A 22903-nucleotide genomic window follows, 5' to 3' on the forward strand; every position below is an offset into this window, starting at 1 on the left:
GCTCAGCCCCCTGCCAAGGCGCGCGCGATCTCGTCCTTGAGCCGGGCGCGGCGTTTGCGAAGATCGGTCTCGGCCTCGTCCGACATGGGTGCCTGACGCGATTCCGCGCCTGCCACCTGGTCGTTGATCCGGTCGTATTCCTCCAGCAGCCGCGCGAAGTGGCCATCAGTCATCTTCAGCTGATGGATACGGTCGGCGTCGCCCGGGAACTCCTCGTGGATCGCGTGCGGAGCGGCCATCCTGTTCCTCCCTTTGTTCCTTTCGAGATAGTCCTCGGTCAGGGCTGTGGCAACCGGCCCGATGCCCTTCTATCGTGACGCGGTCCACCCCGAGGAACCCATGACCGCCCTCCCGCTGACCCTGACCCCGCTCGACCTTCTGGCGCTGGCGCTGCTGTGCCTGTCGTGGCTTGGCGTGACGCGGGTGATCGAGCATCCGCCCCGCAGGCGCGCCTCGGTGTCGGTCCTGATGAAGACCTACCGCCGCGACTGGATGCGCCAGTTCGTCCACCGCGATCCCCGCATCTTCGACGGCAACATCCTGGCGTCCCTGCGCGAGGGCACGTCCTTCTTCGCCTCGGCCTGCATGATCGCCATCGGCGGCGGGCTGGCGCTGATCGGGAACACCGATCCGCTGGCCGGCATCGCGCGCGACCTCGAGGCCGCCGAGATCCCGGCGCTGCTGTGGAGGCTCAAGATCCTGCTTGTGCTGCTGTTCGTGGCGAACGCCTTTCTCAAGTTCGTCTGGGCGCACCGGCTGTTCGGCTATTGCGCCATCATGATGGCGGCGGTGCCGAACGACCCCCGCCTGCCGGAAACGGAGGCGCGCGCGCTTGCCGCGGCCGAGGTCAACATCCAGGCCGCCCGCAACTTCAACATCGGGCTGCGCGCGGTCTATTTCGCGCTCGGCGCGCTGGGCTGGCTGGCCGGCCCGTGGGGGCTGATCGCGGGAACCGCCATCGTGACCGCGATGACCCTGCGGCGCGAGTTCGCGTCAGGCTCGCGCCGCGCCATCCTGCGGGACCTGGGAGAGCGCCGCCCCTAGGCCTGCCACCGGGGCTTGCGCTTCCCGAAGAAGGCGCCGATGCCGTGAGGGGCCTCGTCGTCCTCCCAGACCGAGATCAGGGCATCGACGGACATTTCGATGATGTCGCGGTCGATCCGGGGACCCAGGGCGCGGGCCAGGCGCTTGGCCGCAGCCACTGCCCGGGGGGCCGTCTGCAGATAAGGGGTGACCTCGTCCTCGACGGCGGCGTCCAGGTCCTCGGGGTCCACGGCAGAGGCCAGCAGGTTCAGCATCTTCGCCTCCGCGGCGTCGAAGATGCGGGCCGACATGAAGACGCGGCGGGCCTTGTCCTCTCCCATCCGGGCAAGGACATAAGGGCCGATGGTCGCCGGGATCAGCCCGAGCCGGGTTTCCGTCAGCCCGAACTTCGCCGTGCGCGCGCCCACCGCCACGTCGCAGACCGACATCAAGCCGACCCCGCCGCCGAAGGCGTTGCCGTGGACGCGGCCGATCAGGGGCTTGGGCAGTTCATTCAGCGCATTGAGCATCAGCGCGAGCTTGCCCGCCCCATGCCGCCGGGTCGCCGGGTCCGCGGCCATCTGGTCCTGCATCCAGCCGAGGTCGCCGCCCGCGCAGAAGCTTTTCCCCTCGGCCGCCAGAACCACCACGCGCACGGCCGGGTCGCCGCCCAGCAATTCGGCCGCCTCGGTCAGCTCGGCGATCATCTCTGCCGAAAGCGCGTTGTGCTTGTCGGGACGCGCCAGCCACAGGGTCGCCACGCCGCGCGCGTCCGTTTCGATGCGGATCGTTTCCATTCCTGTTCCCTTCTGAACGGCCGGGCCGTGGTTCACCTGCGCATCCCCTGCGCCATCGCGGCGGCCTGCCGCAGCACATCCATGTCGAGCCCCGTGTCGAGGCCCCGCGCCGCCAGATGCGCGGCGACCTTCTCGGTCGCCACGTTCCCGGCCGCGCCCGGCGCATAGGGGCAGCCGCCAAGGCCACCCACGGCTGCATCGAAGACCCGGACCCCGCGCGCGAGGCTCGCGTCGATGTTGTCGATCGCACGGCCCGCCGTGTCGTGATAATGGCCTGCGAGCTGGCTGGCCGGAACCTCCTCCAGCACGGCGGCCAGCACGGCGTCGATGGTCTCGGGGCGGCCCTGCCCGATCGTGTCGCCCAGGCTGATTTCGTAGCAGCCGAGATCGCGCAGCGCGGCGGTGACACGCGCCACGTTTGCGGGCGGCGTCGGACCGTCGAAGGGGCAGTCGGTCACGACGCTGACATAGCCGCGCACGGGGATGCCGTCGGCGCGGGCGGCCTCGGCCACGGGAGCGAAGCGGTCCAGGCTTTCCGCGACGGTGCAGTTCAGGTTGGCCCTGCTGAAGCCTTCCGAGGCGCTGGCGAAGATCGCCACCTCGTCGGCGCGGGCGGAGCGCGCCCCTTCGTAGCCCTTGAGATTCGGCGTCAGCGCGGCGTAGCGCACGCCCGGCCGGCGCGTGATCCCGGCCAGCACCTCGGCGGCATCGGCCATCTGCGGCACCCATTTCGGGGACACGAAGCTGGTGACCTCGATCCGGCGGAAGCCCGCGCGGGACAGAAGGTCCACCAGGGCGATCTTGTCGGCGGCGGGGATCAGGCGCTTTTCGTTCTGAAGCCCGTCGCGCGGGCCCATCTCGAAGATTTCGACGAACTCAGGCATCGGGCAGCTCATAAAAGTCGCGGTCGTAAAGCTGCGGCTCGCCTTCCTGGGGCAGCGCGCGGCGGAAGGCGGGGCGCGAGGTGCAGCGGTCCGCATAGGCCTGAAGCGCAGGCGACAGGCGGGTGAAGCGGCCCGCCGTCCAGACCGACCAGCCAACGGCGCAATCGACGCCCGAGAAGCCGCCGGACATCAGCCAGTCCTGACCCTGAACCGTCTGCTCGACCAGCCGCAGGGTGCGGCCCAGCCGCGCGGTTTCCAGTTTCATGACGGTCAGCGAGCGTGTCGCCGGATCGCGCAGCATCAGGTGGCTTTGCGTGAGGTTCGCGATGTGCTGGCCGATGGTTTCCGCGAAATGCAGCCAGTCGAGCCAGCCGAGCCGCCCGTCCTCTCCGGGACCGCGCCACAGGTGCGGCCCGCGCGTCTCGCAGAGGTATTCGACCATCGCGCCGGATTCGTGGATGACATTGCCGTCCACCTGCAGCGCGGGGGCGCGGCCGACCGGGTGGATGGCCTCATACTCGGCCCCGCGCATGTCCTTCGAGCGGAGGTCCATGACTCGCAGGCGGAAGGGCAGTTCAAGCTCGTTCAGCAGCCACAGGACGCGCATGGATCGCGACAGCGGCACGTGCCACAGGATGATCTCGCCCCTGTCATCCTTGACGGGACCGCCTGACGCGGGGGGCGCGGCGTCGGTGGGGGTTGGTTCGGGCGGGGTCTCAGGCATCCTCGTCCTCCAGCCGGATCAGGGGGGCGCCGGCCTCGACCTGCGCGCCGGGTTCGGCCAGCACCTCGGCCACGGTGCCGTCGCGGGCGGCGGTCAGGGTGTGTTCCATCTTCATGGCCTCCAGCACGGCCAGGCGGTCGCCCGCAGCAACCTGCTGGCCCGCGCTGACGAAGACCGCCTTGACCAGCCCCGGCATGGGCGACAGCGTCAGGCCGCTGCCCGTCGCCTCGGTCTGCCGGTCCAGCGGATCCTGCGGCACCAGCGTCAGGCTGCGGCCGCCGAAGACGCTGACGCCCGCCGGGTGCGTCACGATGCGCGAGCGGCGGGGCGAGCCGTTCACCCACCAGCGTTCCCCCTGCCACAGGACATCATGCGCGATGCCCTCCAGCGTCACCCGCGCCGTGCCGGGGCCGAGCACCTCGACCACGCCCTGGCCGCCTTCCCAGGTCACGGTGCGGCGCAGGGGGGACCAGAGCGTGACGCCGCCGCGCACTTCGGGGTCGTGCAGCCCGGCGACGCCGAGCGCGGCCAAGGCGCGGGTTTCGGGCGAGGGTTCGGCCTGATCGAGCAACCGGTCGAGGTCGCGGGCGATGAGGCCGGTGTCCACCTCGCCCTTGCGGAAGCCCTCGTGCCGGGTAAGGGCGATGAGGAAGTCGATGTTGGTGACGGTGCCCGCGACCTCGGTGTCCACCAGCGCGGTTTCCAGCGCGCGCAGGGCGATGGCGCGGGTCGGGCCGAAGGTGATGATCTTGGCGATCATCGGGTCGTACCACGGGCTGATGCTGTCGCCCTGCCGCACGCCCGTTTCGTTGCGGGCGTTGTCGGCGAACTTCAGATGCGCCAGCCTGCCGGTGGCAGGCAGGAAGCCTGCGGGTACGTCCTCGGCGTAAAGCCGCGCCTCGAAGGCGTGACCGGTGATGGTCAGTTCGTCCTGCCGCTTGGGCAGCGGCTCGCCCGAGGCGACGCGAAGCTGCCATTCGACCAGATCGACGCCGGTGATGGCCTCGGTCACGGGATGTTCCACCTGAAGGCGGGTGTTCATCTCCATGAACCAGAAGCCGTCGGGGCGCAGGCCGTTCGAGCCGTCCACGATGAACTCGATGGTGCCTGCGCCGGCATAGCCGATGGCCTCGGCGGCGCGGACGGCGGCGGCGCCCATCGCGGCGCGGACCTCGGGCGTCATGCCGGGGGCCGGGGCTTCCTCGATCACCTTCTGATGACGGCGCTGCAGCGAGCAGTCGCGCTCGAACAGATGCACGGCGTTTGTGCCGTCACCGAAGATCTGCACCTCGATATGCCGGGGGGCGGTGATGTATTTCTCGATCAGCACGGCGGGGTTGCCGAAGGCGGTCTGCGCCTCGCCCTGCGCGCTTGCCAGCGCGGCGGCGAAGTCGGCGGGGGCGTCCACCTTGCGCATCCCCTTGCCGCCGCCGCCCGCGACCGCCTTGATGAGGACGGGATAGCCGATGCGGTCGGCCCGGTCCGCAAGGAACGCGGGGTCCTGGTTCTCGCCATGATAGCCGGGGACGACGGGAACGCCCGCCTGCTCCATCAGCGCCTTGGCCGCGTCCTTGAGGCCCATGGCGCGGATCGCATCCGCCGAGGGGCCGATGAAGACCAGCCCTGCCGCCGTCACCGCATCCACGAAGTCCGGGTTTTCCGACAGGAAGCCATAGCCCGGGTGGATCGCCTGCGCGCCGGTGTCCAGCGCCGCCCGGATGATGGCGTCGCCGCGCAGGTAGCTGTCCTTCGGCGCGGGGCCGCCGATATGCACGGCCTCGTCGGCCATCGAGACGTGGCGCGCGCCCCGGTCGGCGTCGGAATAGACGGCGACGGTGCCGACGCCCAGGCGGCGGCAGGTATCCATGACGCGGCAGGCGATCTCGCCCCGGTTGGCGATCAGGATCTTGCTGAACATGGCGATGCCCTGTGTTGCCCGGCCGCACCGGGGGTTTTCCACCCCCGGACCCCCGGAGGATATTTGTGCAAAGAAGAAAGACCCGGGTGTCTGCGCATCGTCACATCCGGAAGACGCCGAAGCGGGTCGGCTCGATGGGCGCGTTGAGGCTGGCGCGGAGCGACAGCGACAGCACGTCGCGGGTCTTGCGCGGGTCCACGATGCCGTCGTCCCAGAGCCGGGCCGAGGCGTAGAGCGGGTGCGACTGGCGGTCGAACATCTCGATCGTAGGGCGCTTGAACTCGGTTTCTTCCTCGGCGCTCCAGCTGCCGCCCTTGCGCTCGATCCCTTCGCGGCGGACGGTGGCGAGAACGCCCGCCGCCTGCTCGCCGCCCATGACGCTGATGCGGCTGTTGGGCCAGGTCCATAGGAACCGGGGGCTATAGGCGCGGCCGGCCATGCCGTAGTTGCCGGCGCCGAAGCTGCCGCCGACAAGCATGGTGATCTTGGGGACCGCCGTGGTCGCCACCGCCGTCACCATCTTGGCGCCGTGGCGGGCGATGCCCTCGTTTTCATATTTCCGGCCGACCATGAAGCCGGTGATGTTCTGCAGGAAGATCAGGGGAATGGACCGCTGCGAGCAGAGCTCGATGAAATGCGCGCCCTTGATGGCGGCTTCCGAGAACAGCACGCCGTTGTTGGCGACGATGCCGACAGGGCAGCCCTCGATATGGGCGAAGCCCGTGACCAGCGTCTCGCCGAAGCGCGGCTTGAACTCGTCGAAGCGCGAGCCGTCCACGGTGCGGGCGATGACCTCGCGGATGTCATATGGGGTGCGCAGGTCGGCGGGGACGACGCCCAGGATCTCCTCGGGGTCGTAGAGGGGCGCTTCGGGCGACTGCCAGACGACCGTCTGCGGCAGGCGGCGGTTCAGGTGGCTGACGGCGCGGCGGGCAAGCGCAAGCGCGTGGCTGTCGTCCTCGGCCAGGTAGTCGGCCACGCCCGACAGGCGGGTGTGGACGTCGCCGCCGCCCAGGTCCTCGGCGCTGACGACCTCTCCGGTCGCGGCCTTCACCAGGGGCGGCCCGGCCAGGAAGATGGTGCCCTGGTTGCGCACGATGATGGTGACATCGGACATGGCGGGAACATAGGCGCCGCCCGCCGTGCAGCTTCCCATCACCACGGCGATCTGGGGGATGCCCTTCGCGCTCATCTGCGCCTGGTTGAAGAAGATCCGTCCGAAATGGTCGCGGTCAGGGAAGACCTCGTCCTGGTTGGGCAGGTTCGCGCCGCCCGAGTCGACCAGGTAGACGCAGGGCAGATGGCAGGCTTCCGCGATCTCCTGCGCGCGCAGGTGCTTCTTGACCGTCATCGGGTAGTAGGTGCCGCCCTTCACGGTGGCGTCGTTGGCGACCACCATCACGTCGAGGCCATGCACCCGCCCGACGCCTGCGATCACGCCCGCGCCGGGGGCCGCGCCGTCATACATGTCATGCGCGGCCGTCGCGCCGATTTCCAGGAAGGGCGAGCCGGGGTCGAGCAGGTTCGCGACCCGTTCCCGAGGGGGCATCTTGCCGCGCGAGGTGTGGCGGGCCAGCGCATCCGCGCCGCCGCCCTGGGCCGCGGCGTCGGCCGCCTGCCGGATCGTGTCCAGCATCGCCAGATGCGCCTGCCTGTTGGAGCGGAAGGCGTCCGACGAGGTCAGAGCCGCCGATTTCAGTTTCATGCCGGATGCTCCTGTGAAGGCGAAGAAATGCGGCGCGCTGTCGCAGGGGCGCCCGCGCGGCCGGGGGTTTGATCTGGATCATGTGACGATCCCGCGAACGCGGGCAGGGCAACGGCACAAGATCGAACGGGAGAACAGTGATGAAAACGATCAGCCTTGCCGCCCTTGTCGCCGTGCTGGCGATGCCCGCGCTGGCCCAGCAGGCGGGCGACTGGACCGTGGGCGTGGGCGTGGGCAGCGTCATGCCCAAGGACGACAACGGCACCGTTGCCGGCAACCTGGACGTCGAGGTCGACAACGACACCCGCCCGACGCTGACGGTGGAATACTTCCTGCGCGACAACATCGGCGTCGAGCTGCTGGCCGCCACGCCCTTCGAGCATGACGTCAACATCGACGGCGTGGGCAAGGTCGGCACCGTCAAGCACCTGCCGCCGACGCTGAGCGTCAACTATCACTGGGACACCGGCTCGGCCTTCAAGCCCTATGCAGGGATCGGCCTGAACTACACCAGCTTCTGGGACGAATCGACCGAAGGCGCGCTGGCCGGGAACGACCTGGATCTGGAACACAGCTTCGGCCTGGCCGTGCAGGCGGGCGCCGACTGGTGGCTGAACGATACCTCCGCGATCCGTGCGACCGTGCGCTGGATCGACATCGACGCCGACGTCAAGCTGAACGGCGAGAAGATCGGCGAGGTCGAAATCGATCCCTTCGCCGTGCAGGCGGCCTATGTCTTCAAGTTCTGAAGCGGCACGCGCCCCCTCGGGGGCGCGCATCGCGGCAAGTTGACCCCGGGTCATGTGCCCCCCGCCAGCTTGCGCAGTTCGCGGCGCATGACCTTGCCGGTGACGGTCATCGGCAGCGAATCCAGGAAGGCCACCTCGCGCGGGTAGCTGTGGGCGGCGCAATGGGTTCGGGCGTGGTCCTGCAGCTCCTTCGCCAGGCTGTCCGAGGCCGCGAAGCCTTCGCGCAGCACGACATAGGCCACGACGATCTCGGTCCGCAGCGGGTCGGGCTTGCCGATCACGCCGGCGGCGGCGACTGCAGGGTGCTTGATCAGCACGTCCTCGATCTCGGAGGGGCCGATGCGGTATCCGGCGGATGTGATCACGTCGTCGTCGCGGCCGACGAAGCGGATGTAGCCGTCCTCGATCACGCCGCGGTCGCCCGTGACCAGCCAGTCGCCGCGGAACTTCTCGGCCGTGGCATCCGGGCGTTTCCAGTAGCCCAGCATCATGGAGCCCGCGCCGCGGCGGATGGCGATGTCGCCCTCGCCGTCGGTCGGCTGGCCGTCTTCGTCGATGACCCGCACGTCGAAGCCGGGCACCGCCTTGCCGATGGCGCCGGGCTGCGCCGGGAACATCGAGGAGGCGGACGAGGCGACCATGTTGCACTCGGTCTGGCCATAGAACTCGTTGATCGTCAGACCGAAGGCGCGGCGGCCCCAGTCGAGCATCTCGGCGCCCAGCGTCTCGCCGCCCGAAGCGACCGAGCGCAGGCCGGGCACCGTCGCCCCCGCCGCCTTGAGCATCCGCAGGGCGGTCGGCGGCAGGAAGGTGGCCGTCACGCCGCAGTCGCGGATCAGCGCCAGGCAGCTATCCACGTCGAACTTGGGCAGGCGCGCGGCGACGACCGGCACGCCCAGAGCAAGGCCCGGCATCGCCACGTCGAAGAGGCCGCCGATCCAGGCCCAGTCGGCGGGGGTCCACAGCACGTCGCGGCCGGGTTCCAGCAGGTCGTGGCTCATCTCGACGCCCGGCAGGTGGCCGGACAGCATCCGGTGACCGTGCAGCGCGCCCTTGGGGCTGCCGGTGGTCCCCGATGTGTAGATCATCACCGCCGGGTCTTCGGGCGTGGTGTCGGCGGTCGGGAACGGACCTGCGTCCGGCAGGTCGTCCTCTTCGGGGACGATCACGCGCAGGCCGAAGGGGGCGAGCATCGCGCGGCCTTCGGGATCGGTAACGACCGTGGTGATCCCGGCATCGGTCAGGCGCAGGCGCAGCGCCTCGTCCCCGAACAGCTTGAACAGCGGGACCGAGATCGCGCCTGATTTCCACACCGCGGCATGAGCGGCGGCAGTCCAGGCGGACTGAGTGCGGAAAATGCCCACCCTGTCACCGCGCCGGGCCGCCATCGCATGGGCCAGGCGGTCGGCGCGGGCATCCAGTTCGGCATAGGTCACTGGCCGGAGCGTGCCGTCGTATTCGATGATCGCCGTGCGCTGCGGCTCGGCGCGCGCCCAGCCGCCGATGGCCTGGTCGGCCATGTTCAGGCGTGCGGGCCAGTTCCAGCGGAACTCGCGCCGCAGCCTGCCATAATCGGTGTGGGACAGCATCGGCCTCATCCCCTGCCCTCGCGCGGTTCGTCGGCGTCCCCGAGCTCGCGCCGCACCGTTTCCAGCTCGCGTTCGAGGAAGAAGGACGTGACCGAGCGGATCACGACAAGGATGCCCAGGAACACCAGGTCGGACATCGCCAGGCTGACCGCCGTGGTGATGATGTCCGAGACGATCAGGATCTCCAGCCCGGCAAGGATGTAGCGGCCCAGTTCCACCCGCTCGGCGTTCAGCCCGCGCTTGCGCTCGTCCTCTCCGGGTCCGAACTCGGCCTTCAGATAGCCGATCAGGAAGCGGGCTGCGCCGACCAGCAGCACGGCAATGGCGACAAGGTCGATCAGCGTGGCCGCGACCTCGATCGCGCCGACCAGCCACTCCATGCGGCCGTGCAGCAGGCCCTCGTCGCGGACATAGTCGAAGAAGCCGTTCATGGCGCCGCCTTGCCCTGAAAGAGACGCAGCCCCCCGCGCATCAGTCCAGCGCCATCAGCTCGCGGCCGATCAGCATCCGGCGGATCTCGCTGGTCCCTGCCCCGATTTCCATCAGCTTGGCGTCGCGGAACAGCCGGCTGACCGTCGAGTCGTTCAGGAAGCCCGCCCCACCCAGCGCCTGCACGGCCTGGTGCGCCTGCACCATCGCCTGCTCGGACGCGTAAAGCACCGCACCCGCCGCGTCCTGCCGCGTCACCTTGCCCGCGTCGCAGGCCTTGGCGACCTCGTAGACATAGGCGCGGGCGGTGTTCAGCGCGACATACATGTCGGCGATCTTGCCCTGCATCAGCTGGAAGTTCCCGATGGGCTGGCCGAACTGCCTGCGTTCGCGGACATAGGGCATGACCTCGTCCAGCGCGGCCGCCATGATGCCCGTGCCGATGCCCGACAGGACCAGCCGCTCGTAATCCAACCCGGACATGAGGACACGCACGCCCTTGCCCTCGGCGCCCAGCACGTTCTCAAAGGGGATCTCGGCGTCCTCGAAGATCAGCTCGCCCGTGTTCGAGCCGCGCATCCCCAGCTTGTCGAAATGCGGCCCCTGGGTGAAGCCTTTGATGCCCTTCTCGACGATGAAGGCGGTGATGCCCTTGGACCCCGCCTCGGGGTCGGTCTTGGCATAGACCACCAGCACGTCGGCGTCGGGACCGTTGGTGATCCAGTACTTGCTGCCGTTCAGGACGTAGTAGCCGTTCCGCTTTTCCGCCCGCAGCTTCATGCCGACGACGTCGGAGCCCGCGCCTTCCTCGGACATCGCCAGCGCGCCGACATGCTCGCCCGAGCAGAGCTTCGGCAGGTATTTCCGCTTCTGGTCTTCCGAGCCGTTCAGCTTGAGCTGGTTCACGCAAAGGTTCGAATGCGCGCCATAGGACAGACTGACGCTGGCGCTGGCCCGCGCGATCTCCTCGACCGCGATCGTGTGGGCCAGATAGCCCATGCCGGTGCCGCCGTATTCCTCGGGGACGGTGATGCCCAGAAGGCCGAGGTCGCCCATCTCGCGCCATAGGTCGGCGGGGAAGACGTTCTCGCGGTCCACCTGCGCGGCGATGGGCTTGACCCGTTCCTGCGCCCAGCGGTGAACCATGTCGCGCAGGGCGTTCACGTCCTCGCCCAGGTCGAAATCCATCCCTCGCGTGAACATCACAACCCTCCCCCGGTTATTGAACGTTCGTTCAGTTAATCGGCCTTATGCCGCAACTGGCAGCCACCGGTCAACTGCCACAGTAACGGTCGGCACGCTGCAGCACGCAAGATGCATGTTGATGGCGCGCGCCGAGGAACACAGGCTCGACCGAAGGCGACGGGACACGGCCCACGAGCACTGCCCAGCCCGGCGCAACATATCGTGCACGAGCGGCTTTCCGGCCCGCTGTCCCATGCCGCCTGATCCCATCGTGCTTCATGGCAGCCCGTATTGCAGCGCGAACGGCAGCCTGCCCTGGGACAGCCAAGAGCCGCGCAGATCGTCGGGAGATAGTCGGATTGCGAGTTCCCGATGACACCCTGACGCCACTTCGCAGGGCGGATTCACGCAGCACGTTCCGCAGGGGTCAGCGGACGTGAAACACCCCATGCCGTGACATGGCGAGGCAGGACGCGAGTCGCATGGCGTCACCCTTGTAGGGCGCACCCGGAGAAAGCGTCTTGCAAGCCGTTGATGGGATGAGACTTGGTGGGCGGTGAGGGACTCGAACCCCCGACAACCTCGGTGTAAACGAGATGCTCTACCAACTGAGCTAACCGCCCCTGCCCGCGCTTATGGCGTGACCCGAAGGCCGAGGCAAGCCGCGGAAACGAAAGGGACCGCCTGCGCGGTGGCGCGGGCGGTCCCCGGGAATGATGGTGGGCGATAACGGATTTGAACCGCTGACATCTTCGATGTGAACGAAGCGCTCTACCGCTGAGCTAATCGCCCGGTGCCGCGCTAGATAGCGCCCTTGCAGGGCGCCCGCAAGCCCCTTCGTGTGCGATCAGTCCGTCTCGTCCGCCACGTCCTTGCGGCGCAGGCGCAGGACCAGAACCTCGTCCCCCTTGGCAGTTGCCTGGCGGCTGACGCGCGCCTTGCCAAAGGGCGGCAGGGCCAGGGTCTCGCCCTCGGCGATGGCGCGGCCCAGCTGGTTCAGCGTCGCTTCGACGATGTCCCGGATCTGCGTGCGGGACAGGTCGACTTCGGCGGCGACACGCGCGAGGAACTCGCGCTTGTGCAGGACGCGGGCGGGAATCGGATCTTTTCCGGGAGCGGCGGCACGGCGCGGCCGGCTTGCTCCCTGTTTTTCAGCGGCCATCACGGGACCTGTCGTTGACGTTTCTTGACGGAAGGGGCGGACACTAGCCGAGCACTGCCACTTTGCAACGGGTGACCTTGCGAAAACAGCATATAATACAAGGGCGGCCGCCTGCGTCTTCCCGCCCGGTTCCGGCAAGGCGCGGCTGAAACGCAGACGCGCGCCCCGAGGGGCGCGCGCCTTGATCTTGCCGCAGGTCGCCTGCCTCAGTGGGCAGTCGGACCGCTGGCCTGGGCCTCGCCGCGCAGGGCGGCCAGGCGCTTGACCTCGGCGGCCTCATAGGCGGCCTCGTCCCATTCCACCGGCTCGGGCATCCGCACCAGGGCGTGGCGCAGGACCTCGCGGACGTTCGAGACGGGGATGATGTTCAGCCCCTCCTTTACGTTCGCCGGGATGTCGGCCAGATCCTTCTCGTTCTCCTCGGGGATCAGCACCGTCTTGATGCCGCCACGAAGCGCCGCGAGAAGTTTCTCCTTCAGCCCGCCGATGGCCAGCGCGTTGCCGCGCAGCGTCACCTCGCCGGTCATGGCGATGTCCTTGCGGACCGGGATGCCGGTCATCACCGACACGACCGAGGTCACCATGGCCAGACCCGCCGAGGGGCCGTCCTTCGGGGTCGCCCCCTCGGGCACGTGGACGTGGATGTCGCGCTTGGAAAACTCGGGCGGGCTGATGCCCAGCTCGGGCGCAACCGACCGGACGAAGCTTGCCGCCGCGTCGATCGATTCCTTCATCACCTCGCCCAGTTTCCCGGTCGTCTTCATCACGCCCTTGCCGGGCAGCTTCAGCGCCTCGATCTGCAGCAGGTCGCCGCCCGCCTGGGTGTAGGCCAGCCCCGTCACTACGCCGACCTGGTCCTCCTTCTCGGCCAGGCCATAGCGGAAGCGGCGGACGCCCAGGTACTCCTCGGCCTTCTCGGGCGTGACCTCGACCGACGCGACCTTGCCCTTGAGGATCTCGGTCACGGCCTTGCGGGCCAGCTTGGCGATCTCGCGCTCGAGGCTCCGCACGCCCGCTTCACGGGTGTAGTAGCGGATGACATGGGTCAGCGCCTCGTCCGAAACCGAGAACTCGCCCTTCTTCAGACCGTTCGCCTTGATCTGCTTGGGCAGCAGGTGCTGGCGCGCGATCTCGCGCTTCTCGTCCTCGGTGTAGCCGGCCAGCGGGATGATCTCCATCCGGTCCAGCAGCGGCCCCGGCATGTTGTAGCTGTTGGCCGTGGTCAGGAACATGACGTTCGACAGGTCGTATTCCACTTCCAGATAGTGGTCCACGAAGGTCGCGTTCTGTTCCGGGTCCAGCACCTCGAGCATCGCCGACGCCGGGTCGCCACGGAAGTCCTGTCCCATCTTGTCGATCTCGTCGAGCAGGATGAGCGGGTTCGTGGTCTTGGCCTTCTTCAGCGCCTGGATGATCTTGCCGGGCATCGAGCCGATATAGGTCCGGCGGTGACCGCGGATCTCGGATTCATCGCGCACGCCGCCAAGCGAGATGCGGATGAACTCGCGCCCCGTGGCTTTCGCCACCGAACGGCCGAGCGAGGTCTTGCCGACGCCGGGCGGACCGACGAGGCAAAGGATCGGGCCTTTCAGCTTGTCCGAGCGCGCCTGCACCGCGAGATACTCGACGATCCGCTCCTTGACCTTTTCAAGGCCATAGTGGTCGGCGTCCAGGATCTGTTCGGCGGACGAAAGGTCACGCTTGGTGCGCGACTTCACACCCCACGGCAGCGACAGCAGCCAGTCGAGATAGTTGCGGCTGACCGTGGCCTCGGCCGACATCGGCGACATCGACTTCAGCTTCTTCAGCTCGGCCTGCGCCTTGTCGCGCGCTTCCTTGCTGAACTTGGTCTTGTTGATCTTCTCCTCGAGCTCGGCGAGTTCGTTCTGGCCCTCGTCGCCATCGCCCAGCTCGCGCTGGATCGCCTTCATCTGCTCGTTGAGGTAGTACTCGCGCTGCGTCTTCTCCATCTGGGTCTTGACGCGCGACTTGATCTTCTTCTCGACCTGCAGGACCGACATCTCGCCCTGCATCAGGCCGTAGACCTTCTCGAGCCGCTCGGCGACATCCAGCGTTTCCAGCAGTTCCTGCTTGCGGGCAACGTCGATGCCGAGGTGGCCCGACACGAGGTCGGCCAGCCGGTGGGCGTCACGCGCCTCGGCAACCGAGGTCACGGCCTCCTCGGGGATGTTCTTGCGCACCTTGACGTAGCGCTCGAACTCCTCGGCGACGGTGCGGATCAGGGCGGTCACGCTGGCGGTGTCGCCTTCGGTCTCGGCCAGCGGCTCGGCGCCCGCCTCGAAGTAGTCTTCGTTGGCCACGAAGCCGGTGATGCGGACGCGCGACTGGCCCTCGACCAGCACCTTGACGGTGCCGTCGGGCAGCTTGAGCAGCTGCAGGACGTTGGCCAGCACGCCGGTTGTGAAGATGCCGTCGGCGTCCGGTTCATCGACCGAGGCGTCCTTCTGGGCGGCCAGAAGGATCGGGCGGTCAGCCTCCATTACGGCTTCCAGCGCGCGGACCGACTTTTCGCGGCCCACGAACAGCGGCACGATCATGTGAGGGAAGACCACGATGTCACGGAGCGGAAGCACCGGATACGTGGCTTGGGTCTTGTCGTTCATGAACTGTCCTTTCATGCCCGGACCGGCGGCCCCCATGGGGTCGGGCAGCGCACCGGACCTGCTTGCGACCAATCTAGGAACCGCGGACCCCTGCTGCAATGGGGCCGACCGGGGCGCTGCCCCGGACCCCGGGATATTTGCACGAAGAAGATGAACGGGCGGATAACGCCGGGCTCAGCGGGGAATGACGATCTCGGCCCTGAGGCCGCCCAAGCGCGCGCCATCGGACAGGCGCAGTTCGCCCCCGTGGGTACGGGCGATATCTGCGGCGATGGCGAGGCCCAGGCCGGCCCCCTGCCCCCGGTCCTGGTTGCGGGCCGCATCCAGCCGCACGAAGGGCCGGATCGCCTCGTCGCGGCGCTCGGGGGGGATGCCGGGCCCGTCATCCTCGACGGCGATGCGGAAGCTGCGGGGGGTCAGCGCCGCCTCGACCTCGGCCCGCGTGCCATAGCGGACTGCGTTGCCGATCAGGTTCTCGACGGCGCGGCGCAGCGCCTGCGGACGCGCGACGATCCGGCCATCGTCCGCACCGCCCTCGAAGCGCACCAGCCTCACCCGCTGGCCGCCGCGAAGCGCATCGCTGACGATCTCGTCCACGAACTCGCGCGCGGGGAGGGCTTCCGCCTCGCCGTCCTGCGCGTCCCCCCGGGCAAGGTCCAGAAAGGCGTCGATCATCTTTCCCATCTCGGCCACGTCGCGTTCCATGTCCGCGATCTCGTCGCGGTCTGGCGGCAGGTCGGGACCGAGCATGGACAGCCCCAGCCGCAGCCGCGTCAGGGGCGTGCGCAGGTCGTGGCTGATCCCGGACAGCATCATCTTGCGCTGCTCGTTCTGCCGTTCGATCCGGTTGCGCATCTCGACAAAGGCGCGCCCGGCGCTGCGCACCTCGGTCGCGCCGGCGGGGCGATAGGGCTTGACCTGCCCGCGCCCGTAGGCCTCGGCCGCGTCGGCGAGCCTGCGGATCGGTCGCAGCTGGTTGCGCAGGAAGATCGTGGCGATGGCCGTCATCAGCAGAGAGGTCGTCAGCATCAGGACCAGCAACTGGTGCGGGTTCGAGGGCGTCAGCCGCCGGCGCGGCAGTTCCAGCAGGAAGGGGCGCGGCCCGCCCACCAGCACCCGCACCCGGCGCAGGTTCCACAGGTCCACGGCCGCGACCGCCGGCAGGCGCCGGTGCATCTCGGCGATCACCACGCGGCCCGAGAAGTCGTAGAAGCGGCGGCGCTCCTCGATACCGGGGGGCGGGGGCAGCTCGACCGTCAGTTCCAGCGGCACCGCGATCTCGCGTCCGGCAAGAAGCGCCTGCGCGTCGTCGGGGGCGGACTGCACGCGGTCGGTGACCAGCGCGACCTCGGCGGCGGCGGTTTCCACCATCTGCTGAGTCACGTCCTCGAAATGCCGCTGGAGGAACATGACCGTCACCACCAGCGTGATGACCACCACCGGCAGGAACAGGATCAGCGCCGCCCGCCCGTAAAGACCGCGGGGCATCAACCGCTTGAGCCAGCCGAAATCCATGCTCACCTCGCTTGCGCCCGCCCGGGCCCCGGTCCAGCCTAGGGCCATGAGCAACGCGGCGAAAGTGCGGGTCGTTCTGGCCCCCAACCCCTCGGCCATGACCGGCCCCGGGACGAACAGCTTCCTGATCGGACAGGAGGAGATCGCAGTGATCGACCCCGGCGCCGATGACCCGGCCCATATCCGGGCGATTCTGGATACCGCCGAGGGGCGGATCTCGCATATCCTTGTCACCCTGGCGCATCTGGACCACTCGGCAGGAGTCGCGCGGCTTGCCGAGGCCACGGGCGCCCCGGTCTTCGCTTACGGTCCCGCAGATTCCGGCCGTTCGCCCGGGATGGCGCGGCTGGCGCAGACGGGCCTCGCCGGTGGCGGAGAGGGCATCGACCTGGCGTTCCGTCCCGACATCCCCCTGCGGCACGGAGAGGTCCTGCAGTCCGCCGAGTGGACGATTGAGGCGCTGCACACCCCCGGCCACATGGGTGGCCACCTGAGCTTCCGCCTGGGCGACGCCGTCTTCTGCGGCGACCTTGTGATGGGGTGGAGCACGACGCTGATCTCTCCTCCCGACGGCGACCTGGTGGATTACTTCCGCTCGCTGGACCTGCTCGCCGGGATGGCGCCCCGTGTTCTTTATCCGGCACATGGCGATCCGGTCACCGACCCCCTGCCCCGCCTGGCCGAGCTTGCCGCGCACCGCCGGCACCGCACGGGCCAGATCCTTGCGGCGCTCGACCAGGCGGGCGGAACCGCCGCCGACCTTGCCGCACGCATCTATGCGGTGCCCCAGCACCTGATGCCTGCCGCCGAGCGCAACGTGCTGGCGCATCTTCTGGCCCTGGCCGACCTGGGCGCGGTCGCCTGCGACGGCCCTCCGGGTGCAAGGGCGCGCTGGCACCGGCCTGCCGTCGCGGAAGGATGAATTTTCTGCGCGAACCCTCTGGACGACCCCGGAAACGGGTGCTAGATGCCCCCTCGTGTTCCGGCGTAGCTCAGCGGTAGAGCAGTTGACTGTTAATCAATTGGTCGTAGGTTCGATCCCTACCGCCGGAGCCAAAGATTTCAGGGGCTTGGCCTGCAAAGGCTGAGCCCCTTTCCTTTCCGGGCAGCAGGGTTCGGGGCGGGCTCTCGTTGTTGCCTGCTGCCTGTTATGCCGAGCCGGTTCTGACGGGCAGGTCCTTGCAGATACGCGCAGGCAAGGCTTCTCAGGCATCCGAATGCGTTCAGTTCCCGCCAGTCCGATGCAGGCTCGTGCGACAGGATTTCATTTCGGCCCTCGTCCTTGCAGCGCCGCACCGATGGTTCGGACCGGACCGAACAGGTTGCCGCTATCGGTGGCGGTACCCAGGGGCATCGTCCCGATTCCGGGCAGGCGTTTCGGCCGAATGCACGACGGCCGCGACTTCGCCATCGCCCCTGCCCGCAACAAGCGGCCCGAGCCGCAGGTCGGGCCGGAATGGCCGAGGTCGGGCGCAGGGCCCCGCCTGACGGGGCGCGAGCCGGGCTCGCCTGCCTGCGCGGATTGCCGCCAAGACGGCAATGATCGCAGCCTTGTCATGCCACGGTCATGCCGACCTGCGCCTACCCTTCTTCGACCCACTTCCGGGTCCGCAAAGGAGACGCGACATGGCAACCATCAATGGCAATGACGGCGACAACAGCCTGTTCGGCACGCCGCTCGGGGACCTGATCCGTGGCTTCAGCGGTGACGACAATCTGTGGGGCCGTGGCGGCAACGATACGATCCTTGCCGGCAGCGGCGACGACCGTGTCTGGGGCGAGGCCGGCAACGACACCCTGAATGGTGGAGAGGGCAACGACGTCATCTGGGGCGGGGCGGGCAACGACCTCATCCGGGACGACGGCGGCAATGACGTGATCGACGCGGGCGACGGCGCCAACCGCGTCAACGCCGACGAAGGCAACGACACCATCCGGTCGGGCAGCGGTTCCGACAGCATTAACGCAGGCGAGGGCGACGACCTCGTCATCTCGGGCGCGGGCGGCGACCGCGTCTTCGGGGGCGAGGGCAACGACTGGCTCAACGCAGGCGCGGGCAACGACATCGTCATCGCGGGCGAAGGCAACGACCTTGCCCTGGGTGGCGCAGGCAACGACGACCTGGCCGCGGGCGAAGGCAGCGATACGCTGGACGGCGGCGCGGGCAACGACATGCTGCGCGGCGGCGAGGGCGACGACCTGTTCGTCTTCAACGGCGGGCAGGACACGGTGCGCAACTTCGACGACAGCGATGACGACCGCATCGACCTGCGCAGCTTCTCGGACCTCGACAGCTTCGCCGACGTGCGGGACCACCTGTCCCAGTCCGGCGGCCACGTCTATTTCCGCGACGGCACGGCATCCCTCAAGATCGAGTGGACCTCGCTCGGCAGTCTCGGGGCTGACGACTTCGTCTGGTAAGCCACAGGCCGGGCGGCGCAAGCCGCCCTGCCCCTCAGCGCTCGGCCGCCAGAGCCTTGTCCAGTTCCGGGCGGAAGCGGTTGGTATAGTCTTCGCGGATCAGGGGACCGGCGTGGCGGTGCAGGACGTTGCCCTCGCCGTCCAGGATGAAGGTTTCGGGCGGGGCGGTCACGCCCCATTCGATCGCCGTGCGGCCCTGCGGGTCGGTCGCCAGCGCGGCGAAGGGGTCGCCATGCTCGGCCAGAAAGCGCAGCGCGGCGGGTTCCGGGTCCTTGAGGTCGATGCCGACGACGTTGATCCCCTCGGCCGTCAGGGCTTCCAGCGTCGGATGCTCGGCCCGGCAGGGCGGGCACCAGCTGGCCCAGAAGTTGACCAGAGTCACCTCTCCTCCGCGCAGGTCGGCGTCGGTCAGCTGACGCTTGTCCGGCAGCGTCGTCGCGGGCACCGCAGGCGCCTGCCGCCCGACCAGGGCCGAGGGCAGCGCGGTCGGGTCGTCGCGCCCCATGCCCCACAGGAACATGGCGGCAAGCCCCGCGAAGGCCAGCGGCGGAATGGCGACAAGGGGCGAGATCCTAGCCACGGCGCTCCACCTTCTCGAGCGCGCGGCGGGCGCGTGAGGCCGCGACCAGCGTCTGGGCGATCAGCCCGACGATCAGGACGCCCGAGATGCTCCAGGCGGCCAGCACCGGGGCCGCGTGGCGACCGAGTTCGGCGATCATGCGCGCATCTCCCTTGCCAGCAGGGCCGCAGTGCGGCGGCGGCGGATTTCCGTGCGGGTGCGGATCAGCAGCAGCGTCACGAACAGCAGGAAGAACCCCAGCATGCAGGTATACAGCGGATAGCTGTAGACCGAGCTGATCCGGTCCCCCGGCGCGACGCTGATGGTGGACCCCTGGTGCAGCCCCTGGTTCCAGAAATGCGCCGCATAGCGGGACAGGAAGGCGAAGACCGAGCCGACAAGGCACATGACGCCGGTCAGGTCGGCGGCGCTGTCGGGGTTCTCGATCGCGGACCACAGCGCCATGTAGCCCAGGTAGAACAGCAGCAGGATCAGGAACGAGGTCAGGCGCGGGTCCCATTCCCACCAGGTTCCCCAGGTCGGCTGTCCCCAGACGGCGCCCGTGACCAGCGCCACGACCGTCATCACCGCCCCGATGGGGGCCGCGGCGCGGGCGGCCAGCGCGCTGACATGGTGGCGGCGGATCAGCCAGATCAGCGAGGCCACCAGCATCATGACCCAGATGTTGATCGCCATCATGGCCGAGGGAACATGCAGGAACATGATCTTGACGGTCGCGCCCTGCTTGTAGTCCTCGGGCACGCTCCAGCCCCAGATCAGCCCCGCCGGCAGGCAGATCGCGGTGGCGCCCACCAGCCACGGCAGCACGGCGCCCGAGGTGCGCATGAACTTGACGGGGTTGGCGTATTCCCAGATCGACATGGCTTTTCCTCTAGCCCTGCGGGGGGGCGGCGTGAAGCCCCCTCACCGCAGGTTGACCCTCAGCGCGCCGGCGGCGGCAAAGGGGATTGCGGCCAGCGTGGCAAGGGTAATTCCCGCCAAAAGCACCAGCGGCGTGGTCCCGTCGCCCCCTGCGGCCCCGCGTCGCACCGCCTCGGCCCCGAAGATCAGGGTGGGCACGTAAAGCGGCAGGACCAGCAGCGACATCAGCAGACCGCCCCGGCGCAGGCCCACCGTCAGCGCCGCGCCGAAGGCCCCCAGGATCGACAGCGCGGGCGTTCCCAGCAGCAGCGCCGCGACCAGCCAGCCCTGCGCGCCCGAGGGCAGGTGCAGCAGGATGCCGAAGACGGGCGCGGCCACCACCAGCGGCAGGCCCGTCGTGATCCAGTGGGCCGCCGCCTTGACCAGCACCGCCCCTTCCATCGGCAGGGGCGCGGTGGCCAGCAGGTCGAGGCTGCCGTCCTCCCAGTCCAGCGCGAAGATGCGGTCCAGGGACAGCAGGCAGGCCAAGAGCGCGCCGACCCACAGGATGCCGGGGGCGATCAGGGCCAGCGTCCCGCCCTCGGGACCGACGCCGAAGGGAACCAGCGTGCAGACGATCAGGAAAAAGGCGAGGCCCAGCCCGAAGCCGCCCCCTGCCCGCGTGGCAAGCCTCAGGTCGCGGATCAGCAGCGCGAGCATGGGCGCTCCTGTCCGGGCAGTTCCACGCGGGAAAGGTTTCTCATCCGAAGACCTCGTCGAAGCTGGCGGGCGCGCGCGCGGGCGCCGTGGCCGCCGCCTTGTGCGCGCCGAGGTCCAGCACCCGCGCCTCGGGCAGGCCGAGGTCGATGTGGGTGGCGATCAGCGCCGCGCCCTGCGCCGCGAGATGGGCGCGCACGGCGCCTGCGAACAGCGCGACCGAGCCCGCGTCCAGGGAAACCGTCGGCTCGTCCAGCACCCAGACCGGGCGGCCCGTGACCAGAAGGCGCGCAAGGCCCAAGCGGCGTTTCTGCCCCGCCGACAGCATCGCGGCCGGGCGCTCGGCCAGCGCGATAAGGTTCATGGCCGCAAGCGCGGGCTCGACGGGCGGGCCGCCGAAGACAGCGCGCCAGAAGCGCAGGTTCTCGGCGACGCTCAGCGCGCCTTTCAGCCCGTCGGCGTGGGCGGCATAGGCGATGGCGTCGGGATCGGCCTCGATCCGGCCCTGGGTCGGAGGCTGGAGCCCCGCGACCGTGCGCAGCAGGGTGGTCTTGCCGATGCCATTGGGGCCGCGCAGGATCAGCGCCTCGCCTGCGGAAAGGGTGAAGCCGACGCCTTCGATCGCGCGCCGGCCGCCGCGCGACACGGCAAGGTCATGCACCCGGACCAGCACGGCCACGCCGGGCCTCAGACCGGGATCAGGGCGCAGGCGACCCGCCGCCCCTCGGACAGGGTGACGTTGTAGCTGCGCGCGGCGCTGGGCGTGGACATGGCCTCGACCATCAGCCCCGCCTGTTCCAGCAGGGCGACCAGCGCCGCGGGCGGGCGGGCGATGTCCGCGCCCATTCCCAGGAACAGCACGTCCGTCGTGCGCGCCAGCGCCACCAGCGCGGCCGCGTCATCCAGTCCCGACCAGGCCCTTGCCCCGTCGCCGGCGACGATCACCGCGCCGCGATGGACCTGCCCGGCGACCCGGAAGAACCCCGGCCCGTAACCGTCCACCGGGACGCCCCCGGTGAAATCGGTTTCGCGCATGGGCATCAGGGCGTGTCCTGGAAGGGCGTACCCGACAGCTCGTCGCGTTCGGCCTTGGCGATCTTCTCGGACTTGCTCCAGTCGCGGCGTACGCCCAGCCACAGCACGACGCTTTTGGCCAGATACACGGTCGAGTAGGCGCCGATGAAGACACCCAGGAACATCGCGAAGACGAAGTTCCGGATCACGTCGCCGCCCCAGATCAGCAGGGCCGCCAGCGCCAGCGCCGTGGTCACGGCCGTCATGACCGTGCGCGACAGCGTCTCGTTCACGGTCAGGTTCATGACGTCGATCAGCGGCATGGTCTTGAACTTGATGAGGTTCTCGCGCAGGCGGTCGAAGACGACCACCGTGTCGTTGACCGAATAGCCGAGGATCGTCAGCAGCGCGGCGATCGTTGTCAGGTCGAAGCGAAGCTGGAACAGCGAGAAGATGCCGACCGTCACTAGCACGTCGTGGACAAGCGCCGTCACCGCGCCGACCGCGAACTGCCATTCGAACCGCAGCCAGATGTAGAACAGGATGCCGATCGTGGCCGCGCCGACCGCATAAAGGGCGGTCTTGATCAACTCGTCCGACACCTTGGGCCCGACGGACTCGATGGCGGCGAAGGTGACGTTGGGATCGACCGCGCGCAGGGCGGACTCGATCCGGTTCAGCTCCTCGGGCGTGACCGAGCCGGTGTCGTTCGTGGTGCCGATGCGGATCTGCGCCACGTGGCGGTCGGGACCGAAGCCGGGATCGAAGACCTCGGTGATCGAGACGTCGCCCAGGTCCAGCCCGTCCAGCGCGTCACGGTATTCGGCCACCGAGAACTCGGTCGAGCTTTCCGCGCGGATCGTGGTGCCGCCCTTGAAGTCGATGCCGAAGTTCAGCCCCATGGTCAGGATGATGATCACCGACGCCACCATCGCCAGACCCGAGATCCCCGCGGTCAGCCACTGCCAGCGGAAGAAGTCGATCTTCGTGTTGTCGGGGACGAGTTTCAGACGGAATGCCATGAATG

The 22903-nt window shown here is 68.9% G+C and carries 23 protein-coding genes and 3 tRNA genes; 5 read left to right on the forward strand and 21 right to left on the reverse strand.

Annotated elements, in window-relative coordinates; translation table 11 throughout:
- Nucleotides 1–2: 2 nt before the first annotated feature.
- Nucleotides 3–239 carry an HP1242/YdcH family protein gene (locus tag CK240_RS09515; RefSeq protein ID WP_095640104.1) on the reverse strand — a complete coding sequence of 79 codons (237 nt, stop codon included), beginning with the start codon at nt 237–239 and terminating at the stop codon, nt 3–5.
- A gap of 61 nt (nt 240–300) precedes the next feature.
- Between CK240_RS09515 and CK240_RS09520 the strand changes: the two genes are divergently transcribed.
- Nucleotides 301–1044: a DUF599 domain-containing protein gene (locus tag CK240_RS09520; RefSeq protein WP_240517358.1), complete on the forward strand. Its 744-nt coding sequence runs from the start codon at nt 301–303 to the stop codon at nt 1042–1044.
- Here CK240_RS09520 and CK240_RS09525 read toward each other — a convergent pair.
- From CK240_RS09525 to CK240_RS09545, 5 genes are all read right to left on the reverse strand, one after another.
- A complete protein-coding gene (locus tag CK240_RS09525; protein ID WP_095640105.1) occupies nt 1041–1820 on the reverse strand; it encodes a crotonase/enoyl-CoA hydratase family protein in 780 nt (259 codons plus the stop codon). The genes CK240_RS09520 and CK240_RS09525 overlap by 4 nt on opposite strands.
- Before the next feature lie 32 nt (nt 1821–1852).
- Complete coding sequence (locus tag CK240_RS09530; RefSeq protein ID WP_095640158.1) at nt 1853–2704, reverse strand: hydroxymethylglutaryl-CoA lyase; 852 nt, start codon at nt 2702–2704, stop codon at nt 1853–1855.
- Nucleotides 2697–3428: a glutathione S-transferase family protein gene (locus tag CK240_RS09535; RefSeq protein WP_095640106.1), complete on the reverse strand. Its 732-nt coding sequence runs from the start codon at nt 3426–3428 to the stop codon at nt 2697–2699. The genes CK240_RS09530 and CK240_RS09535 overlap by 8 nt, the downstream gene beginning before the upstream one ends.
- The gene (locus CK240_RS09540; RefSeq protein ID WP_095640107.1) at nt 3421–5346 is read right to left on the reverse strand and encodes an acetyl-CoA carboxylase biotin carboxylase subunit; all 1926 of its coding nucleotides are present in this window, start codon (nt 5344–5346) and stop codon (nt 3421–3423) included. The genes CK240_RS09535 and CK240_RS09540 overlap by 8 nt, the downstream gene beginning before the upstream one ends.
- A 100-nt stretch (nt 5347–5446) precedes the next feature.
- Nucleotides 5447–7051: a carboxyl transferase domain-containing protein gene (locus CK240_RS09545; protein WP_095640108.1), complete on the reverse strand. Its 1605-nt coding sequence runs from the start codon at nt 7049–7051 to the stop codon at nt 5447–5449.
- Between the two features lie 140 nt (nt 7052–7191).
- Between CK240_RS09545 and CK240_RS09550 the strand changes: the two genes are divergently transcribed.
- Nucleotides 7192–7800 (forward strand): OmpW/AlkL family protein, encoded by a 609-nt coding sequence (locus tag CK240_RS09550; protein WP_095640109.1) that lies wholly within the window; start codon nt 7192–7194, stop codon nt 7798–7800.
- Between the two features lie 50 nt (nt 7801–7850).
- Here CK240_RS09550 and CK240_RS09555 read toward each other — a convergent pair whose 3' ends face one another.
- From CK240_RS09555 to CK240_RS09590, 8 genes are all read right to left on the reverse strand, one after another.
- Nucleotides 7851–9389, reverse strand: a complete 1539-nt coding sequence (locus CK240_RS09555; RefSeq protein ID WP_240517359.1) for an AMP-binding protein — start codon at nt 9387–9389, stop codon at nt 7851–7853.
- Nucleotides 9390–9394: 5 nt separating this feature from the next.
- The gene (locus CK240_RS09560; protein WP_095640111.1) at nt 9395–9820 is read right to left on the reverse strand and encodes a DUF1622 domain-containing protein; all 426 of its coding nucleotides are present in this window, start codon (nt 9818–9820) and stop codon (nt 9395–9397) included.
- Nucleotides 9821–9860: 40 nt separating this feature from the next.
- A complete protein-coding gene (locus CK240_RS09565) occupies nt 9861–11021 on the reverse strand; it encodes an isovaleryl-CoA dehydrogenase (protein ID WP_095640112.1) in 1161 nt (386 codons plus the stop codon).
- Nucleotides 11022–11550: 529 nt separating this feature from the next.
- Nucleotides 11551–11626, reverse strand: a tRNA-Val gene (locus tag CK240_RS09570).
- Nucleotides 11627–11720: 94 nt separating this feature from the next.
- Nucleotides 11721–11795 (reverse strand) — tRNA-Val (locus tag CK240_RS09575).
- A 55-nt stretch (nt 11796–11850) separates the two neighbouring features.
- Nucleotides 11851–12165: an HU family DNA-binding protein gene (locus CK240_RS09580; RefSeq protein ID WP_095640113.1), complete on the reverse strand. Its 315-nt coding sequence runs from the start codon at nt 12163–12165 to the stop codon at nt 11851–11853.
- A 206-nt stretch (nt 12166–12371) separates the two neighbouring features.
- Nucleotides 12372–14789 carry an endopeptidase La gene (gene lon, locus CK240_RS09585; RefSeq protein ID WP_095640114.1) on the reverse strand — a complete coding sequence of 806 codons (2418 nt, stop codon included), beginning with the start codon at nt 14787–14789 and terminating at the stop codon, nt 12372–12374.
- 174 nt (nt 14790–14963) lie between these two features.
- Nucleotides 14964–16304, reverse strand: a complete 1341-nt coding sequence (locus CK240_RS09590) for an ATP-binding protein (protein ID WP_095640115.1) — start codon at nt 16302–16304, stop codon at nt 14964–14966.
- A gap of 46 nt (nt 16305–16350) precedes the next feature.
- Here CK240_RS09590 and CK240_RS09595 point away from each other — a divergent pair, with 46 nt between their 5' ends.
- The 3 genes from CK240_RS09595 to CK240_RS09605 all read left to right on the forward strand — a co-directional run bounded on the left by CK240_RS09595 (nt 16351) and on the right by CK240_RS09605 (nt 18725).
- Nucleotides 16351–17226, forward strand: coding sequence for an MBL fold metallo-hydrolase (locus CK240_RS09595; protein WP_095640116.1), 876 nt, complete (start codon nt 16351–16353; stop codon nt 17224–17226).
- Nucleotides 17227–17285: 59 nt separating this feature from the next.
- Nucleotides 17286–17360 (forward strand) — tRNA-Asn (locus CK240_RS09600).
- Nucleotides 17361–17930: 570 nt separating this feature from the next.
- Nucleotides 17931–18725 carry a calcium-binding protein gene (locus CK240_RS09605; protein WP_095640117.1) on the forward strand — a complete coding sequence of 265 codons (795 nt, stop codon included), beginning with the start codon at nt 17931–17933 and terminating at the stop codon, nt 18723–18725.
- A gap of 34 nt (nt 18726–18759) precedes the next feature.
- Here CK240_RS09605 and CK240_RS09610 read toward each other — a convergent pair whose 3' ends face one another.
- The 7 genes from CK240_RS09610 to secF are packed head-to-tail and all read right to left on the reverse strand — an operon-like array spanning nt 18760 to nt 22898.
- Nucleotides 18760–19305 carry a DsbE family thiol:disulfide interchange protein gene (locus CK240_RS09610; RefSeq protein WP_095640118.1) on the reverse strand — a complete coding sequence of 182 codons (546 nt, stop codon included), beginning with the start codon at nt 19303–19305 and terminating at the stop codon, nt 18760–18762.
- A complete protein-coding gene (gene ccmD / locus CK240_RS09615) occupies nt 19298–19444 on the reverse strand; it encodes a heme exporter protein CcmD (RefSeq protein WP_240517360.1) in 147 nt (48 codons plus the stop codon). Before ccmD ends, CK240_RS09610 begins: the two co-directional genes overlap by 8 nt.
- Nucleotides 19441–20166 (reverse strand): heme ABC transporter permease CcmC, encoded by a 726-nt coding sequence (gene ccmC / locus CK240_RS09620; RefSeq protein WP_095640119.1) that lies wholly within the window; start codon nt 20164–20166, stop codon nt 19441–19443. Before ccmC ends, ccmD begins: the two co-directional genes overlap by 4 nt.
- Nucleotides 20167–20208: 42 nt before the next feature.
- Nucleotides 20209–20865 carry a heme exporter protein CcmB gene (gene ccmB / locus CK240_RS09625; protein ID WP_095640120.1) on the reverse strand — a complete coding sequence of 219 codons (657 nt, stop codon included), beginning with the start codon at nt 20863–20865 and terminating at the stop codon, nt 20209–20211.
- 40 nt (nt 20866–20905) lie between these two features.
- A complete protein-coding gene (gene ccmA / locus CK240_RS09630) occupies nt 20906–21535 on the reverse strand; it encodes a heme ABC exporter ATP-binding protein CcmA (RefSeq protein WP_095640160.1) in 630 nt (209 codons plus the stop codon).
- Between the two features lie 14 nt (nt 21536–21549).
- Entirely contained in the window at nt 21550–21903 is a 354-nt protein-coding gene (locus tag CK240_RS09635) for an Mth938-like domain-containing protein (RefSeq protein ID WP_095640121.1), read from the reverse strand.
- Nucleotides 21903–22898, reverse strand: a complete 996-nt coding sequence (gene secF / locus CK240_RS09640) for a protein translocase subunit SecF (protein ID WP_095640122.1) — start codon at nt 22896–22898, stop codon at nt 21903–21905. Before secF ends, CK240_RS09635 begins: the two co-directional genes overlap by 1 nt.
- Nucleotides 22899–22903 lie beyond the last annotated feature (5 nt).

This window comes from Paracoccus salipaludis (genome assembly GCF_002287065.1).
Taxonomy (GTDB): Bacteria; Pseudomonadota; Alphaproteobacteria; order Rhodobacterales; family Rhodobacteraceae; genus Paracoccus; species Paracoccus salipaludis.

Excerpts from the sequence above, each read along its gene's own strand:
- CK240_RS09515 (WP_095640104.1), bottom strand. The coding sequence starts at position 239 with ATGGCCGCTCCGCACGCGATCCACGAGGAGTTCCCGGGCGACGCCGAC.
- CK240_RS09520 (WP_240517358.1), top strand. The coding sequence starts at position 301 with ATGCCCTTCTATCGTGACGCGGTCCACCCCGAGGAACCCATGACCGCC.
- CK240_RS09525 (WP_095640105.1), bottom strand. The coding sequence starts at position 1,820 with ATGGAAACGATCCGCATCGAAACGGACGCGCGCGGCGTGGCGACCCTG.
- CK240_RS09530 (WP_095640158.1), bottom strand. The coding sequence starts at position 2,704 with ATGCCTGAGTTCGTCGAAATCTTCGAGATGGGCCCGCGCGACGGGCTT.
- CK240_RS09535 (WP_095640106.1), bottom strand. The coding sequence starts at position 3,428 with ATGCCTGAGACCCCGCCCGAACCAACCCCCACCGACGCCGCGCCCCCC.
- CK240_RS09540 (WP_095640107.1), bottom strand. The coding sequence starts at position 5,346 with ATGTTCAGCAAGATCCTGATCGCCAACCGGGGCGAGATCGCCTGCCGC.
- CK240_RS09545 (WP_095640108.1), bottom strand. The coding sequence starts at position 7,051 with ATGAAACTGAAATCGGCGGCTCTGACCTCGTCGGACGCCTTCCGCTCC.
- CK240_RS09550 (WP_095640109.1), top strand. The coding sequence starts at position 7,192 with ATGAAAACGATCAGCCTTGCCGCCCTTGTCGCCGTGCTGGCGATGCCC.
- CK240_RS09555 (WP_240517359.1), bottom strand. The coding sequence starts at position 9,389 with ATGCTGTCCCACACCGATTATGGCAGGCTGCGGCGCGAGTTCCGCTGG.
- CK240_RS09560 (WP_095640111.1), bottom strand. The coding sequence starts at position 9,820 with ATGAACGGCTTCTTCGACTATGTCCGCGACGAGGGCCTGCTGCACGGC.
- CK240_RS09565 (WP_095640112.1), bottom strand. The coding sequence starts at position 11,021 with ATGTTCACGCGAGGGATGGATTTCGACCTGGGCGAGGACGTGAACGCC.
- CK240_RS09580 (WP_095640113.1), bottom strand. The coding sequence starts at position 12,165 with ATGGCCGCTGAAAAACAGGGAGCAAGCCGGCCGCGCCGTGCCGCCGCT.
- lon (WP_095640114.1), bottom strand. The coding sequence starts at position 14,789 with ATGAACGACAAGACCCAAGCCACGTATCCGGTGCTTCCGCTCCGTGAC.
- CK240_RS09590 (WP_095640115.1), bottom strand. The coding sequence starts at position 16,304 with ATGGATTTCGGCTGGCTCAAGCGGTTGATGCCCCGCGGTCTTTACGGG.
- CK240_RS09595 (WP_095640116.1), top strand. The coding sequence starts at position 16,351 with ATGAGCAACGCGGCGAAAGTGCGGGTCGTTCTGGCCCCCAACCCCTCG.
- CK240_RS09605 (WP_095640117.1), top strand. The coding sequence starts at position 17,931 with ATGGCAACCATCAATGGCAATGACGGCGACAACAGCCTGTTCGGCACG.
- ccmD (WP_240517360.1), bottom strand. The coding sequence starts at position 19,444 with ATGATCGCCGAACTCGGTCGCCACGCGGCCCCGGTGCTGGCCGCCTGG.
- ccmC (WP_095640119.1), bottom strand. The coding sequence starts at position 20,166 with ATGTCGATCTGGGAATACGCCAACCCCGTCAAGTTCATGCGCACCTCG.
- ccmB (WP_095640120.1), bottom strand. The coding sequence starts at position 20,865 with ATGCTCGCGCTGCTGATCCGCGACCTGAGGCTTGCCACGCGGGCAGGG.
- CK240_RS09635 (WP_095640121.1), bottom strand. The coding sequence starts at position 21,903 with ATGCCCATGCGCGAAACCGATTTCACCGGGGGCGTCCCGGTGGACGGT.
- secF (WP_095640122.1), bottom strand. The coding sequence starts at position 22,898 with ATGGCATTCCGTCTGAAACTCGTCCCCGACAACACGAAGATCGACTTC.